Raw genomic sequence first — 15,079 nt, forward strand, 5'->3', positions numbered from 1 at the left:
GGCGCGGGCCTGATCGACATAGCTGCGGATCCGCCCGGTCAGCCCGCGGGTGATGCGGATATAGCCGTTCATCGACATGTGGATGCCGTCATTGGCGCGCATCAGGATGGGCTTGCCGGTGGCAGGATCGGCCAGATAGGCGGCGTAGCGGCCATCGCCGTCGACGCTGTAGGGCGCGGTCTCGATGAAGGCGACGCCGAGCTGCGCCATCAGGTCGCGATAGAAGGCGTTCATCCGCACGACATCGGCGTCATAGGCCGCCTCGCGCATCTTCGGCAGGCCGACCCAATAGACGATGGCGCCTTGTGCCCGCAGCATCGCCACATAGGAGGAGACGCGCCGCGCGATCGCCGCCTTCCATTTCGGGCTCAGCAGTGCATAGACATGGCCGCCGTCGGCGACGCCCATCATGTCGTTGGCGCCGAAGGAGATGACCGCGATATCGACCGGTGCCGGCGCGAGCCGGGCGCGATCATGGTCCTCGAGGTTGAGCGTCTTGTAGCGGGTGAAGCCGGTGGCCTGCTGGCTATATTTGATCACCTGGTAGCCGGCCTTGCGGCTGAGCTGATTATACAGTGCCGACCAGATGCCGTCGCCGAAGCTGTCGCCGAACACGCCGACCCGCACCGGCCGGCCGGCGGCGATGGCGTTGACGATGCCAGGCTGGATCGGGCGGGTCTCGGCGACGGTGGGCGGACCCGCGGTCGCCCCCGGAACGGTGACGGGAGGCCTGCCGTCAGCCGGCACCGCATCGGCCGGATTGGCGCCGGTGCCGATCGGTGCCGAGACCTCGGGGCCGCTGGCGATGACAGGTATCTCGGCCTGCTGGCGAACGCCGAACGCATAGCCGATCGCCGCGCCCGCGGCGACGCCGAGGAACAAGACCGCCGTCCGATCGAACAGAAGCAGCGCCGCTCTCATCGTCCCACCCGTACACACTCCCGCTACGAACCGACGCGGCCACTCTGGTCAGCGGAACGGGATCGCTGCGGCCGTCCTTAAACTGGCCGCGGCGGCGCTGTCGAGCCGCTTCGGTCGCCCCGGCGCGACAGGATCACGTCCTGCCGGGTTGCACCCGGGCGATCGGCCGAATCACGGATCTCGCCTGCCTTTGTCGCGCGCCGGCACGGCACTGTGGATAAGCCGCAACTTCGGCTGGAGATTCGCACGAGGCTGCCTAGATTGGGATCATGCCCTATCAGCCCTTCGTGCCCCTGCGGATCTTCTCCGCCTATACGATGCTCGAAGGCGCGATCGAGCCCAAGGCGATCTCGAAGCAGGCGAAGAAGCTCGGCTTTCCGGCCGCTGCGCTGACCGATCGCAACGGCCTCTATGCGGTGATGGCCTTTTCCGACGCGGCGAAGAAGGATGGCATCCAGCCGATCATCGGCACGCTGCTTGCGGTGAAGCGGCCGGACGTCGGCCAGCACATCGTCGACTGGCTCGCGCTCTATGCACAGGACGCCACAGGCTATGACAATCTGTGCGCGCTCGTGTCGGCGGCGCATCTCGACAGGCCGGTGCACGAAGAGGCGCATGTTCCGATCGGCACGCTCGAAGGCCGCACCGAGGGACTGATCGCGCTGACCGCCGGCAGCGAAGGCGCGCTGGCCCGGCTGCTGGCTGGCGAACAGGCCAGCGCCGCGGCCGAATATGCCGACAGGCTCCAGGCGCTGTTCCCGGATCGGCTCTATATCGAACTGGTGCGGCGCGGCGACGCGATCGAGGAGGCCGCCGAAGAGGCGCTGATCGACCTCGCTTATGCCCGCGATATCCCCGTCGTGGCGACCAACCCCGCCTGTTTCGCCGAACCCGAGTTCCATGCGGCGCATGACGCGATGCTGTGCATTGCCAGCTCCTCCTATATCGACACCGTCGAACGCCCCCGCTCCTCGCCCGACAGCTGGATCAAGCCGGCAGCGGAAATGGCGCGGCTGTTCGAGGATATTCCCGAGGCGCTGGCCAATACGCTGGTGGTGGCGCAGCGCTGCGCCTTTGCCGCGCCCTACCGCAAGCCGATCCTCCCCAGCCTCGCCGGCGATCGCGATGCCGAGGCGGAAGCGCTGCGCAACGATGCGCGCGCCGGGCTGGAGATGCGGCTGGCCAAGCTCGGCATCACCGATCCCGAGCAGCGCAAAGCCTATTTCGACCGTCTCGCCTTCGAGACCGAGATCATCATCAACATGGGCTTCCCCGGCTATTTCCTGATCGTCGCGGACTTCATCAAATGGGCGAAGGAGCAGGGGATCCCGGTCGGGCCGGGCCGCGGCTCGGGCGCCGGCTCGGTGGTCGCCTGGGCGCTGACCATCACCGATCTCGATCCGCTGCGGCTCGGGCTGCTGTTCGAGCGCTTCCTCAATCCCGAGCGCGTGTCGATGCCCGACTTCGACATCGACTTCTGCGAAACGCGGCGCGGCGAAGTGATCCGCTACGTCCAGCAGAAATATGGCCGCGACCAGGTCGCCCAGATCATCACCTTCGGAAAGCTCAAGGCACGCGCCGTGCTCAAGGATACCGGGCGGGTGCTGCAGATGAGCTATGGCCAGGTCGACCGGCTCGCCAAGCTGATCCCCAACCACCCGACCGATCCCTGGACGCTCGAACGCTCGCTCAACGGCGTGGCCGAACTCGCTGCCGAATATAAGGGCGACCGCGAGGTCCGCCGGCTGCTCGACCTGGCGATGAAGCTGGAGGGCCTGCCGCGCCACAGCTCGACCCATGCCGCCGGCGTGGTGATCGGCGACCGGCGCCTCGACGCGCTGGTGCCGCTCTATCGCGACCCTCGCTCCGACATGCCGGTGACGCAGTTCGACATGAAATATGTCGAGGGCGCTGGGCTGGTGAAGTTCGACTTCCTCGGCCTGAAGACGCTGTCGGTGCTGCAGAAGGCGGTGCAGTTCCTCAAGCAGCGGGGCGAAACCATCGATCTCGACACGCTGGAGTGGGACGACCCGGGGGTCTATGCACTGCTCCAGAAGGGCGACACGGTCGGCGTGTTCCAGCTGGAATCCGAGGGCATGCGCCGGACGCTGGCGGCCGTGCGGCCGACCTGTTTCGAAGACATCATCGCGCTGGTGTCGCTCTATCGGCCGGGACCGATGGATAACATCCCGATGTTCGGCCACCGCAAGAACGGGCGCGAGCCGATCGAATATCCGCACGCGCTGCTCGAGGACATCCTGAAGGAGACCTACGGGATCTTCGTCTACCAGGAACAGGTGATGCAGGCCGCGCAGGTGCTGGCCGGCTACTCGCTCGGCGAGGCCGACCTGCTGCGCCGCGCGATGGGCAAGAAGATCAAGGCGGAGATGGACGCGCAGCGCGAGCGCTTCGTCACCGGCTGCGCGGACAAGGACATTTCCGCGCCCAAGGCCAACGAGCTGTTCGACCTGATCGACAAGTTCGCCGGCTATGGCTTCAACAAGAGCCACGCCGCGGCCTATGCGCTGGTCGCCTATCAGACCGCCTGGCTGAAGGCGCATTACAAGGCCGAATTCTACGCCGCTTCGATGTGCTACGACATGCACCAGACCGACAAGCTGGCGATCTTCATCGACGACATGCGCCGCATGGGGGTCGATTGCCTCGGCCCCTGCGTCAATCATAGCGAGGCGGAGTTCTCGGTCGAGGCGACCGACGACGGCGCACTAGCGGTCCGCTATGCGCTGGGAGCGCTCAAGGGCGTCGGCGAAAAGGCGATGGAGCAGCTGGTCGACGAGCGCAAGGCCAAGGGGCATTTCGCCACGCTGGAGGATTTTTCGGACCGCATCGACCCGCGCCTGCTCAACCGCCGCCAATTGGAAAGCCTGGCGGGAGCCGGCGCCTTCGATGCCTTCGAGCAGGAGCGCGCCGGCGTGTTCGCCGCCGCCGAGATCATCCTGGCCCATGCGTCGAGCGCCGCCGACCAACGCGAAAGCGGGCAAGGCGGGCTGTTCGGCGACTCGCCGAGCGACGTCGCGCCGATCCGCATCGATCGCGGCGTGCACTGGACGCTGATGGACCGGATGGCCGCCGAGAAGGAAAGCTTCGGCTTCTATTTCTCGTCGCATCCGACCGACCGGATCCGGCATCTTGCCGATGCCAATGGCGCTCGCAGCTTCGCCGCGCTGTGCGCCTTGCCGGCGCCGGCCGATGGCGGGCGCGTCAATTCGGTGATGGCCGCGCTGGTCGAGGATGCGCGCTGGCGGACATCGGCCAAGGGCAAGCGCTATATGATGGCCACCTGTTCGGACGCGACCGGGCAGTTCATCGCCACCTGCTTCGACGAGATGGCATCGGCCGAGCTCGAGACGGCGGCGAAGGCCGGGACCTGCGCGCTGCTGCGCGTCGAACTCGACTGGCGAGCCGGCGAGGAAACCCCGCGCGTGACGGTTCGCGGGCTGCAGAGCTTCGATTCGATGCAGTCGATCCGGTTGCGGGTCGATGTCGAGACCGCCGATCCGGCGGTGATCCCCGCCCTCGCGGCGCTGGTGGCTGACGAGCGCGGTGGCCGCGGCGAGCTGTACCTGCGCGCGCTCCTGCCCGACGACAGCTGCGCGGAACTGCTGCTCGGCCGCGATTTCCGGCTGGATGCGGAGCTTGTCGCACGGATCGAGCGGCTGCCGGGCATGACAGCGCGGATCGGCACGGTCGACAAGCCGCAGCTGCGGGTGGTGGCGTAGAAGAGAGCGCGCGTCCGAATTGACTCGCCCGCTCATCCTGAGCAGCCACTGAGCTTGGCGAAGTGGCGTGTCGAAGGCCAAGCTGCGCCCCGCGCACCATTGGCTCCTTCGATGCGGTCTTCGCCAAGCTCAGCCCTTACCCAGGATGAGCGGTTCATGGACATCGAAACATATTTCGCCCCCTTCATCAGGGGACGATCACGCTCCTTGCCGTTACTTCCTCTTGTCCGGCGGGGCGATCGTGATCTTCACCTCTTCGCCCGACTGGCCGGGGAAGTTGGTGAACAGCGCCTCGACCAGGTTGGGCACCAGCCGCGGCAAGGCATCGTCCAGCGAGCGGGCCTTGGCCTTGCCTTCGAACACATGCTTTCCGTCCGAGCTGCGCTCGATCACCATGTCGGCATAGCTCGTATAGACCGTGTAGGTGTCGATGCGCTGGTACCACGGATCGTAGAAGAACGGATCCCAGCCATAATAGAAGGCCGATCCATAGCCCCAGCGTCGGCCATAGGGGCCGAAGCCGCCATAGCCGCCATAGCCCCAGGGGCCGACGGGCTCGGGCCGGGATACCGTCTTCTGGACGCCGTGGTCGACGCCATAATCGAACTTCACCACCAGCTCTGGCCGGGCGCCGCCCTCGACCGGGCGATAGCCATAGGCCGCGAGCCGCTGGCTGACGAGGCCGGCATATTGCGCGAATTCGAGGCCACCCCGGTTGCGGGCATCGGCCGGCTCGATCGCGAAGGTCTGGCCTTCGGGAACCGGCAGCGCCTGGAAGCGCGAGACGTTGGCCTGGAACGGCTGGGTACAGGCGGAGGCCGCGAGCAGCGCCAGCGGGGCCACGGCCGCAAGGACTTTACGAATACTCGGCATGTTCGTGCGCCTTATCATTATCAGCAGGCCCGCTAAGGGCCTGGCTTCAACCTACTTCCGCCACCGTTTATCGCAAGCGGCGAGTGAACATGGCTTGAACGTTCAGGTAGAGGCCCGGTTGCGCGGCGATCATGCCTCTGTGGCCAGCACGCCCTGCGGCGCCGGCTCCTCCAATATTCCCTCGCGCCTGGCAACGATCATCGGCACCAGGATCTGACCGGCGACGTTGGTGGCGGTGCGGCCCATGTCGAGGATGGGATCGATCGCCAGCAGCAGGCCCGCGCCTTCGAGCGGGAGGCCGAGCGTGGACAGCGTGAGGGTGAGCATCACCGTGGCGCCGGTCAGGCCCGCGGTGGCCGCCGAGCCGAGCACCGATGCGAGGACGATCAGGCCATAGTCGGCCAGGCCGAGCGGCAGCCCATAGAATTGCGCGACGAAGATCGCGGAGATCGCCGGGTAGATCGATGCACAGCCGTCCATCTTGGTGGTGGACGCCAGCGGCACCGCGAAGGAGGCGTAGCTGCGCGGCACGCCGAGCAGCTCGGCCGAGCGTTCGGTGACCGGCAGGGTGCCGACCGACGAGCGCGACACGAAGCCGAGCTGGATCGCCGGCCAGGCGCCCGCGAAGAAGCGCCGCGGGGAAATGCCGTTGAGCGCGAGCAGCGCCGGATAGACGAGCAGCATGACGATCGCGAGGCCGATATAGATGGAGGCGGCGAACCAACTGAGCCCGGCCAGCGCACCCCAGCCATATTTGACGACCGCGCTGCCGATCAGCCCGGCGCTCCCGATCGGGGTCAGCCGGATCACCCACCATAGCAGGCGGCGCATGATCGCCAGCAGCCCGCGCACCAAGCCGATGAACGGATCGGCAGCGGCGCCCGCGCGCAGCGCCGCCGCGCCGACCGCGATCGAGATGACGATGATCTGCAGCACGTTGAAGCCGAGCGAGGTGTTGACCGCGCCGTCGTCGCCGGTCCTGGTGCTGGCATAGAGCCCGAGCATGTTGGCGGGAACCAGTCCCTTGAGGAAATCGAGCCAGCTGCCGACCGACTTCGGCGCAGCGGCCCCCTCCTGCACGACGCCGGCGGCGATGCCGGGCTGGATGACCAAGCCCAGCGCAATGCCGATCGTCACCGAGATCAGCGCGGTGATGGCGAACCAGAGCAGGGTCTGGCCGACGAGGCGCGCGGCATTGTGGAGATCGCGCAGGTTGACGATCGACGTGACGATCGCCGCGAAGATCAGCGGCGGCACCAGCGCCTTGAGCAGCTGCACGAAGATCGTGCCGACCAGGTCGAGAGTCTGCGCCAGGGCGTTGGGATCGCCCCCGCCCGTGCCTGTCGACCGGGCGACCAGACCGAGGATCAGGCCGACGGCCATTCCGGCGAGCACCTGCAGGCCGAAATTGCTGACATAGCGCGGAGCTGGCTTTGCGACGGAGGCCATGGATTCTCACTCGAAGGAGCAGCCAAGGTGGGATCGGCCCGGCTGCTCAACAAACGAGATTAACTTAGCGGTCCGACAGCCGCGCTACGCGGCCCGCCCGCGAGATCAGGGCCGGGTCTGGCCGGTCCCGCGCACCAGCCATTTATATGTGGTGAGCCCTTCCAGCGCGACGGGGCCGCGGGCGTGGAGGCGGCCGGTCGAAATGCCGATCTCCGCGCCGAGGCCGAATTCGCCGCCATCGGCAAACTGCGTCGATGCGTTGTGCATCACGATCGCGCTGTCGACGCCGCCCAGGAAGCGGTCAGCCGTCGCTTGATCCTCGGTGATGATGGCGTCGGTATGGTGCGAGCTGTGGCGGGCGATGTGCGCCATCGCCCCGTCCGCGCCATCGACGAAGCCGACCGAGACGATGCTGTCGAGATATTCGCAATCCCAGTCGGCGGCGCTGACCGGTTTGACGCGGGGGTCGAGCGCCTGTGCCTCGGCATCGCCGCGCACCTCGCAGCCGGCATCGAGCAGCGCCGCGACGATCGGCTGCGGCGCGGGATAGCCGCGATCGATCAGCAGCGTCTCGGTAGCGCCGCACACACCGGTGCGCCGCATCTTGGCATTGACCGCAAGCGGCAGCGCCTTGGCGGGATCGGCGGCCCGGTCGACATAGAGGTGAACGATGCCATCGAGATGCGCGAGCACCGGCACGCGCGCCTCGTCCTGGACACGCCCGACGAGGCTCTTGCCGCCACGCGGCACGATGATGTCGATCAGGCCCTGCGCCGTCAGCATCGCGCCGACCGCCGCCCGATCGGTGATCGGCACCAATTGGATCGCGTCTTCGGGAAGGCCGGCGGCGCGCACCCCCGCCAGCATCGCGGCATGGATCGCGCGGTTGCTGCCGGCCGCTTCGGAACCGCCGCGCAGGATGCAGGCGTTGCCGGACATCAGCGACAGCGCGCCGGCATCGGCCGTCACGTTGGGCCGGCTCTCATAGATGATGCCGATGACGCCGAGCGGCACGCGCACGCGCTGCAGCACAAGACCGTTGGGCCGGCTGGCCTCGTCGATCATCCGGCCGACCGGATCGGGCAGGCCCGCCACCGCCTCAAGCCCCGCCGCCATCGACTCGACGCGCGCGGCGTCGAGGGTGAGACGGTCGAGCATCGCGGCCGAGAGACCATTGGCCGTGGCGCGCCCGACATCGGCGGCATTGGCTGCCAGGATCGCGGCGGCGGCGCTGCGGATGGCGCGCGCGGCTTCGACCAGCGCCTTCGCCTTGTCCGCCGTTGGCACAGCGGCGAGCTGCCGGGCGGCCGTGCGGGCGCGGGCGCCCATGTCTGCGATCAGCGCAGCGGCGTCGGTGGGGCGGAGGGCAACGGCTTCGGTCATGCGCGCGCCCTAGCACTTTGCCGCCTTTCGCTAAACCCCACTCGCGCTTGGCCGAGCGCAATGCTAGCTTTCCGCCATGTCGGGGAACTCGAAGCTGTTGCCGATGTCGCGACCGGGGCCATGGCCGCGGGTGCCGTCGATGGCGCGGGCGCGTCGGCGCATGGCGCCGCCGGCGGCAAATGCCTGAACTGCGGCACGACACTGATCGGGCCGCACTGCCACAAATGCGGCCAGTCGGCGCATGTCCACCGCACCGTCGGCGCGCTGTTCCACGACATCGCCCATGGCGTGTTCCATCTCGAGGGACGCACCTGGCACACGATTCCACTGCTGTTCTGGCGGCCGGGCGAATTGACCCGCCGCTATGTCCATGGCGAGCGCGTCAACTTCGTCTCGCCGATGGCGCTCTTCCTGTTTTCGGTTTTCCTGATGGTCGCGGTGTTCGGTCTGGTCGGCGGGCCGATCGACTCGAAGCTCAAGGGCAAGGACGCGGTCGCGCTGGCCGAAGCCCGCACCGAGGCGGCGAACGACCTGCGCAAGACCGAGCGGAAGATCGCGGACCTCCTCAAGCAGAAGCAGGCGCTCGAGGCGAAGGGCACGCCCACCAAACAGATCGATGGAAAGATCCGCGATCTGCGGACCGAACAGGCCGCCCTGCGGCTGATCACGACCGGCCACATCAAGCCGGAGATCAAGAGCGAAGGCATGGCGATCGACGATGGCCGTGTCATCACGGGCGTCCCTGGCGTCGACGACGTGATCCGCCACGCCGCCGAAAACCCGGAGCTTACGGCCTATAAGCTGCAGTCGAGCGCTTATAAATTTTCCTGGGCACTGATCCCGATATCGTTGCCGTTCATATGGCTGCTGTTCATGTTCAAGCGCGGTGTCGGAATGTACGACCACGCGATCTTCGCCACCTATTCGCTGTCGGCCATGACGCTGATGGTTGTCGCGCTCAGCCTCGCGGACGCCATAGGGGTGCCCACGGCACTGGTCTGGCTGACGCTGCTGCTGTTCCCGCCATGGCACATGTATCGCCAGCTGAAAGGCGCCTACCAGCTCGGCTGGTTCGGCGCGGCGTGGCGGATGCTCGCGCTGATCATCGTCGCCTATACCTCGGCGCTGATCTTCTTCATGCTTCTGGTCGCGATGGGCCTGTAGATTATTTGGGCAATTTGCAGGCGGGCAGCTTCAGGCCGACCAGATCGCGGCATGGCCTGACCTGCACCGATCCGTCGCCGCCGATGAAGGCGGCGTAGGCGGCGCCGCGATCGCATTGCACCGTCCACATCTCGAGATTCTTGTAAGGGCCCTGATAGGCGACCGGGCCGATCCGCTTGCAATATTGCTTATCGTCGAGGACGGCGCGACGCATCACCGCCCGCTGCTGCATCGACGAGAGCGTCTTGAGCTTGTCACTGAAATCATTGGCCAGGGCAGGAGTCGTGGCCAGTGCCGCGGCGATCAGGGCGATGAGAGTCTTCATGGCTCGATCATAAGCTATCGGGACCGCGATGCGCCATAGCTGCGCGGCCCCGTCCAGAGATTAAAGGTCAGACCGAATCGCTGATCTTCTTCCCCGCGAACAGCGCCAGCAGCGCGAAGATGATGAACAGCGCTATTGCGATGAAGAACAGGATCTTGGCGATGCCGACGAACGCGCCGCCGATGCCGCCGAAGCCCAGCGCGCCGAGCACGAGGCCGACAACGAGGAAGATAAGCGCCCATTTCAACATCGGAAAAACTCCAGTTGGGTGTGGGCAGGGAACGAGTGGTGTGGTGCCTGGTTCCATCGCGGCCGAGGCCGTAACGACCGCGACCGGCTGATGCGACTCACGGCTCTCCGGGCGCCGTCGCCTTGATCGCCAGCGCATGGATCTTGTCCGCCAGCAGGTCGGAAAGCGCCGCATTGACCGCGCGCTGACGGCTGACCCGGTTCTGGCCGGCGAAGGACGGGCTTTCGACCTCGACGGTGAAATGGCTCTCGCCGGAACCGTCATGGCCGGCGTGACCACGATGCCTGTCGCTGTCGTCGGTCACGACGAGCCGTGTGGGGTTCAGCGCCGCTTGCAGGCGGCGAATGATCTCGGAGGCGACAGGGCCGGTGGGAAGTTGGTTCATCTCGCCTATATAGGGGCATTGAACGACAAGAGGCGAGCGTTGAGCGAAGACTTTACGGAGCGGCGGGCAAGGACCCGGTTCCACGGACGGATCGACAGCGGGCGGCGCGCCTGCATGACCCCGGGCTGCGATCAGCCCGGCGAATATCGCGCGCCCGCCGCGGAGGGGCGGCGGCCCGGCTTCGACGGGCCGGGCGATTGGCGCTATTTCTGCCTGGACCATGTTCGCGCGTTCAACAGCGGCTATAATTTCTTCGAAGGGATGAGCACCGACGAGATCGCTGCGCAGCAGACCCCCTATGCCGGCTGGGAGCGCGAAACCCGCGCCTTTTCCCCGGCGGCGGGCAGCACGCCGCGCTGGGCCGACTTCATCGACCCGCTTGATGCGATCGGCGCGAAATTCGCGCGGGCGGTGGAGCGCGAACGCGCGGACGGCAGGCCGTTGTCCGACGCCGACCGCCGTGCGCTGAAGGTGCTGGGACTGGGCCACGACGCCGATCGCCGCACCCTGAGGACGCGCTATGCCGAACTCGTCCGCCGCTACCATCCCGACAGGAATGGCGGCGACCGGAGCCACGAGAAGGCTTTGCAGAACGTGATTTCGGCTTATACGCAACTCAAAGGCCGCCCCGCCTTCGCATAAGCAACATTATCGATTCCAAAGGCTTTCGTCATGACCGATCTGCCCAACGTCCAGCCCGACAGCCGCACTGAGACGGTGCTCTCGGCGCCTGATCGGATGGTGAAGGTGCGCGATGTGTTCGGGATCGACAGCGATCTGGAAGTGCCGGCCTTTTCCGAATCGGACGAGCGGGTGCCCGACCTCGACCCGGCCTATGTGTTCGATCCCGATACGACGATGGCGATCGCGGCAGGCTTTGCCCATAACCGGCGGGTGATGATCCAGGGCTATCACGGCACCGGCAAGTCGAGCCACATCGAGCAGGTGGCCGCGCGCCTCAAATGGCCGTGCATCCGAATCAACCTCGACGCGCATATCAGCCGTATCGACCTGGTCGGCCGCGACGCGATCGTGCTGCGCGATGGCCAGCAGATCACCGAGTTCCGCGAAGGCCTGCTGCCCTGGGCGCTGCAGACCCCGACCGCGCTGGTGTTCGATGAATATGATGCGGGCCGTCCCGACGTGATGTTCGTGATCCAGCGCGTGCTCGAAACCGAAGGCAAGCTGACCCTGCTCGACCAGAACCGGGTGATTCGCCCTAACCCCTGGTTCCGCCTGTTCTCCACCGCCAACACGGTAGGCCTCGGCGACACCAGCGGGCTCTATCACGGCACCCAGCAGATCAACCAGGGCCAGATGGATCGCTGGAACATCGTCGTCACGCTCAACTATCTGCCGGCGGCGACCGAGGCGCAGATCGTGCTCGCCAAGTCGGGCGAATATGACAAGCCCGACGGCAAGAAGGTCGTCGACAATATGGTGAAGGTCGCCGACCTGACCCGACAGGGCTTCATGGCGGGGGACATCTCCACGGTGATGAGCCCGCGAACCGTGATCAGCTGGGCGCAGAATGCACTGATCTTCAACGATGTCGGCTTCGCCTTCCGCCTGTCCTTCCTGAACAAATGCGATGAGAGCGAACGCTCGCTTGTGGCCGAATATTATCAGCGCGTGTTCGGAAAGGACCTGCCGGAGAGCATCGTCGGGAAAATATGAGCACCACCGCGATCTCGCCCCTGCTGCCGCTCGAAGGCGGCTTCAACCTCCGCGACATGGGGGGCTATGCGGCTGCCGACGGGCGCACCGTCAAGCGCGGCATGCTGTTCCGCTCGGGTGTGATGTCGCTGCTGACCGAAGCGGACGAGCGCCAGCTGGCCTCGCTCGGCATCGCCACCGTCTGTGACCTGCGGCGCGGCGGCGAGCGGCGGCGCGACCCGACGCGCTGGTGCGAGCCGGCAGGCGCCTTCTACTGGTCGCGCGATTATGCCGAAGCGAGCGGCGTGTTTACCGAGATGCTGCGCAGCTCGGCGGCCACCGCCGAAGCGGTGCGCCAGATGATGCTCGATCTCTATCGCGACATATTGGTCGATCATGCGCCGTCATACCGTTTCCTGTTCGAGCGTCTGGTCGCCGGGCATGTGCCGCTGCTGTTCAACTGCACCGCCGGCAAGGACCGCACGGGCGTCGCCGCAGCGCTGATCCTGTCCGTGCTGGGCGTCGCCCGCGACACAATCGTCGACGACTATCTTCTGACCAACCGCTACGCCGACTTCCGCCGGCTGACAGACCGCAAGGAAGGCGGGATCTCGCACTACAGGACGGTCCCGGCGGAGGTGCTGGCGCCGATACTCATCGCCGACGCGGACTATCTGGCGGCGATGTTCGACAGCCTCGAGCGCGACCATGGCGGCATCGATGCCTATCTGCAGGCGATCGGCGTGGACGAGGGCGCGAAGGCGAGGCTGCACGGCCTGTTGCTCGACTGATGGCCGAACAGACCCCCATCGAAGCCTTCCGGCTTGTGCTCGGCGGAACCGCCCGGGCGCTGGCGCATGAGCCGGAGGTCGAACTGAGCTTCACGGCCGAGGCGCCGTCCTCGTCCTACAAGCAGATCCGGGTGCCGATGCCCGCGCGCAACCTGCCCGCCCAGGCGGTCGCCGAGGCGCGCGGCTTCGCCGACAGCTTCGCGCTCAAGCTGCGCCATCACGACCAGCGAATCCATGACCGCACCGCCCCGGCCGAGCCGGTGGCCCGGGCCGTTCACGATGCGGTCGAGCTTGCCCGGGTCGAGGCGATCGGCTCGCGCGCCATGGCCGGCGTCCGCGCCAATCTTTCCCAGGCCCTCGAAGTCCGCCTGCGGTCCGATCCACTGCTGCGGGCGCGAGTGCGCGAAGAAGTGCCGCTGTCTACGGCGATCGGGCTGCTGGTGCGCGAACGGCTGACCGGCGAAGCGCCGCCGGCCATCGCCGAGGCCGGATTGTCACTGGTGCGGGACTGGGTCGAGGAGAAGGCGGGCAAGGATCTCGACGCGCTCGAACTCGCGTTCGACGATCAGGCGGCGTTCGCCAAGCTGGTCGGCCGGCTGCTCGAGGACCTCGACCTGACCGACGGCGAGCAGGCGCCGGAGTTCGATCCCGAGGCGGGCGACGAGGACGAAGGCGACGATCAGGAGGAGAGCGAGGGCCAGCAGGACGAGGACGAGGACGAGGCCGGATCGAGCGATTCCGGAGTCGAGAGCCGCGCCGAGCAGACAGAAGCCGGCGACGAGGATGGCGAACAGCGCCAGCTCGACCAGGACAGCGCCGACGACATGGACAGCGAGTTCGGCGAGGACGGCGAGGATGGGATGATGCCGGTCCGGCCCAACCGGCCGATGTCCGACCTCCCCCCCGGCTTCGATTACCACGCTTACACCACCCGCTTCGACGAGGAGATCGCCGCCACCGAGCTGTGCGACGAGGAGGAGCTTACCCGGCTGCGCGCCTATCTCGATCAGCAGCTGGTCCACCTGCAGGGGGCGGTGACCAAGCTGGCCAACCGGCTGCAGCGCCGGCTGATGGCGCAGCAGAACCGCAGCTGGGACTTCGACCAGGAGGAGGGGCTGCTCGACGCGGCGCGGCTCGCGCGGGTGGTGATCAACCCCGCCCATTCGCTGAGCTACAAGATCGAGCGCGACGTCGACTTTCGCGACACGGTGGTCACGCTGCTGATCGACAATAGCGGCTCGATGCGCGGGCGGCCGATCTCGATCGCGGCGATCTGTGCCGATATTCTGGCGCGGACGCTCGAGCGCTGCGCGGTGAAGACGGAGATCCTCGGCTTCACCACCCGCGCGTGGAAGGGCGGCCAGTCACGCGAAGCCTGGCTCGGCGCCGGGCGGCCGCCGACCCCGGGCCGGCTCAACGACCTGCGCCACATCATCTACAAGAAGGCCGACGAGCCATGGCGCCGCGCGCGCAAGTCGCTCGGCCTGATGATGCGCGAGGGGCTGCTCAAGGAGAATATCGACGGCGAGGCGCTGCTCTGGGCGCATGGCCGACTGATCGGGCGGCGCGAGGAGCGCAAGATCCTGATGGTCATCTCGGACGGCGCGCCGGTCGATGACTCGACGCTCTCGGTCAACAACGGTTCCTATCTGGAACGGCATTTGCGCCAGGTGATCGGCTGGGTCGAAACGCGCTCCCCCGTAGAGCTGATCGCGATCGGCATCGGCCATGACGTCACGCGCTATTATCAGAAGGCCGTGACGATCATGGACGTCGAGCAGCTCGGCGGCACGATGGTCGAGCAACTGGCGACGCTATTCGAAATCGAATGAGTTTTTGTTTAAGCCCTCAGACGCCGGGCGCAGCACGTCCGTGCTGCTTGGCTTCCTCGCTACGCTCGGACGCGCTTTTCGCGCTTGCCTCTTCGAACCACGGATCGACCGAGCTTCGCGATGGGCGAGGCGCAGCCGAGAAGCCGCGAACAGCGGCCCGAGCTTATTGCGAGGAAGCCAAGCAGCACGGACGCCCTGCGCCCGGCGTCTGAGGGCCATCAAACAAAGTGGAGGGCCGCCAGGCCCTCCAGGAACCCGGCGACCCTCCTCCCCACAACGCCACGCGGGGAACTGGTCCGACTTCAGAAAC

General features: G+C 66.8%; 13 protein-coding genes. 6 read left to right on the plus strand and 7 right to left on the minus strand.

Translation table 11 applies throughout. The features are described 5' to 3' along the window. The coding region (locus AC1DPF_RS13620) for an SGNH/GDSL hydrolase family protein (RefSeq protein ID WP_477961895.1) at positions 1 to 921 on the minus strand (921 nt) is incomplete at its 3' end. Between the two features lie 269 nt (positions 922 to 1,190). Between AC1DPF_RS13620 and dnaE the strand changes: the two genes are divergently transcribed. Next, positions 1,191 to 4,661 carry a DNA polymerase III subunit alpha gene (dnaE, locus tag AC1DPF_RS13625; RefSeq protein WP_477872496.1) on the plus strand — a complete coding sequence of 1,157 codons (3,471 nt, stop codon included), beginning with the start codon at positions 1,191 to 1,193 and terminating at the stop codon, positions 4,659 to 4,661. A 213-nt stretch (positions 4,662 to 4,874) separates the two neighbouring features. Here the strand turns inward: dnaE and AC1DPF_RS13630 are convergent, their stop codons facing one another. From AC1DPF_RS13630 to AC1DPF_RS13640, 3 genes are all read right to left on the minus strand, one after another. Next, positions 4,875 to 5,534: a DUF4136 domain-containing protein gene (locus AC1DPF_RS13630; RefSeq protein ID WP_477961897.1), complete on the minus strand. Its 660-nt coding sequence runs from the start codon at positions 5,532 to 5,534 to the stop codon at positions 4,875 to 4,877. A gap of 129 nt (positions 5,535 to 5,663) precedes the next feature. Beyond that, the gene (locus AC1DPF_RS13635) at positions 5,664 to 6,983 is read right to left on the minus strand and encodes a dicarboxylate/amino acid:cation symporter (protein WP_477961898.1); all 1,320 of its coding nucleotides are present in this window, start codon (positions 6,981 to 6,983) and stop codon (positions 5,664 to 5,666) included. A gap of 105 nt (positions 6,984 to 7,088) precedes the next feature. Further along, entirely contained in the window at positions 7,089 to 8,366 is a 1,278-nt protein-coding gene (locus tag AC1DPF_RS13640; RefSeq protein WP_477961900.1) for a glutamate-5-semialdehyde dehydrogenase, read from the minus strand. A gap of 60 nt (positions 8,367 to 8,426) precedes the next feature. Here AC1DPF_RS13640 and AC1DPF_RS13645 point away from each other — a divergent pair, with 60 nt between their 5' ends. Then, positions 8,427 to 9,530: a DUF3667 domain-containing protein gene (locus AC1DPF_RS13645; RefSeq protein WP_477961902.1), complete on the plus strand. Its 1,104-nt coding sequence runs from the start codon at positions 8,427 to 8,429 to the stop codon at positions 9,528 to 9,530. 1 nt (position 9,531) lies between these two features. On the opposite strand, the gene AC1DPF_RS13650 is transcribed toward AC1DPF_RS13645, so the two are convergent. From AC1DPF_RS13650 to AC1DPF_RS13660, 3 genes are all read right to left on the minus strand, one after another. After that, the gene (locus AC1DPF_RS13650; protein WP_477961904.1) at positions 9,532 to 9,855 is read right to left on the minus strand and encodes a hypothetical protein; all 324 of its coding nucleotides are present in this window, start codon (positions 9,853 to 9,855) and stop codon (positions 9,532 to 9,534) included. A 67-nt stretch (positions 9,856 to 9,922) separates the two neighbouring features. Further along, positions 9,923 to 10,105, minus strand: coding sequence for a DUF1328 domain-containing protein (locus AC1DPF_RS13655; protein ID WP_477872482.1), 183 nt, complete (start codon positions 10,103 to 10,105; stop codon positions 9,923 to 9,925). Between the two features lie 97 nt (positions 10,106 to 10,202). Then, on the minus strand, positions 10,203 to 10,490 hold the full coding sequence (locus AC1DPF_RS13660) for a BolA family protein (RefSeq protein WP_477961906.1): 288 nt from the start codon (positions 10,488 to 10,490) through the stop codon (positions 10,203 to 10,205). A gap of 39 nt (positions 10,491 to 10,529) precedes the next feature. On the opposite strand from AC1DPF_RS13660, the gene AC1DPF_RS13665 reads away from it, so the two are divergent. Genes AC1DPF_RS13665 through cobT form a run of 4 tightly spaced genes read left to right on the plus strand, consistent with a single transcriptional unit; the run spans position 10,530 to position 14,769 of the window. After that, positions 10,530 to 11,132: a J domain-containing protein gene (locus AC1DPF_RS13665; protein WP_477872478.1), complete on the plus strand. Its 603-nt coding sequence runs from the start codon at positions 10,530 to 10,532 to the stop codon at positions 11,130 to 11,132. A gap of 30 nt (positions 11,133 to 11,162) precedes the next feature. Continuing rightward, positions 11,163 to 12,167: a cobaltochelatase subunit CobS gene (gene cobS / locus AC1DPF_RS13670; RefSeq protein WP_477872476.1), complete on the plus strand. Its 1,005-nt coding sequence runs from the start codon at positions 11,163 to 11,165 to the stop codon at positions 12,165 to 12,167. Continuing rightward, complete coding sequence (locus tag AC1DPF_RS13675) at positions 12,164 to 12,937, plus strand: tyrosine-protein phosphatase (protein ID WP_477961908.1); 774 nt, start codon at positions 12,164 to 12,166, stop codon at positions 12,935 to 12,937. The genes cobS and AC1DPF_RS13675 overlap by 4 nt, the downstream gene beginning before the upstream one ends. After that, positions 12,937 to 14,769, plus strand: coding sequence for a cobaltochelatase subunit CobT (cobT, locus tag AC1DPF_RS13680; RefSeq protein ID WP_477961910.1), 1,833 nt, complete (start codon positions 12,937 to 12,939; stop codon positions 14,767 to 14,769). Before AC1DPF_RS13675 ends, cobT begins: the two co-directional genes overlap by 1 nt. The last annotated feature ends 310 nt before the right edge of the window (positions 14,770 to 15,079 follow it).

Source organism: Rhizorhabdus sp. P4_G6 (genome assembly GCF_056401045.1).

What these genes read in the sequence shown, in the direction of transcription:
- AC1DPF_RS13650 (WP_477961904.1), bottom strand. Translation starts at nt 9,855, where the DNA reads ATGAAGACTCTCATCGCCCTGATCGCCGCGGCACTGGCCACGACTCCT.
- cobS (WP_477872476.1), top strand. Translation starts at nt 11,163, where the DNA reads ATGACCGATCTGCCCAACGTCCAGCCCGACAGCCGCACTGAGACGGTG.
- AC1DPF_RS13675 (WP_477961908.1), top strand. Translation starts at nt 12,164, where the DNA reads ATGAGCACCACCGCGATCTCGCCCCTGCTGCCGCTCGAAGGCGGCTTC.
- AC1DPF_RS13640 (WP_477961900.1), bottom strand. Translation starts at nt 8,366, where the DNA reads ATGACCGAAGCCGTTGCCCTCCGCCCCACCGACGCCGCTGCGCTGATC.
- AC1DPF_RS13630 (WP_477961897.1), bottom strand. Translation starts at nt 5,534, where the DNA reads ATGCCGAGTATTCGTAAAGTCCTTGCGGCCGTGGCCCCGCTGGCGCTG.
- cobT (WP_477961910.1), top strand. Translation starts at nt 12,937, where the DNA reads ATGGCCGAACAGACCCCCATCGAAGCCTTCCGGCTTGTGCTCGGCGGA.
- AC1DPF_RS13660 (WP_477961906.1), bottom strand. Translation starts at nt 10,490, where the DNA reads ATGAACCAACTTCCCACCGGCCCTGTCGCCTCCGAGATCATTCGCCGC.
- AC1DPF_RS13635 (WP_477961898.1), bottom strand. Translation starts at nt 6,983, where the DNA reads ATGGCCTCCGTCGCAAAGCCAGCTCCGCGCTATGTCAGCAATTTCGGC.
- AC1DPF_RS13645 (WP_477961902.1), top strand. Translation starts at nt 8,427, where the DNA reads ATGCTAGCTTTCCGCCATGTCGGGGAACTCGAAGCTGTTGCCGATGTC.
- AC1DPF_RS13655 (WP_477872482.1), bottom strand. Translation starts at nt 10,105, where the DNA reads ATGTTGAAATGGGCGCTTATCTTCCTCGTTGTCGGCCTCGTGCTCGGC.
- dnaE (WP_477872496.1), top strand. Translation starts at nt 1,191, where the DNA reads ATGCCCTATCAGCCCTTCGTGCCCCTGCGGATCTTCTCCGCCTATACG.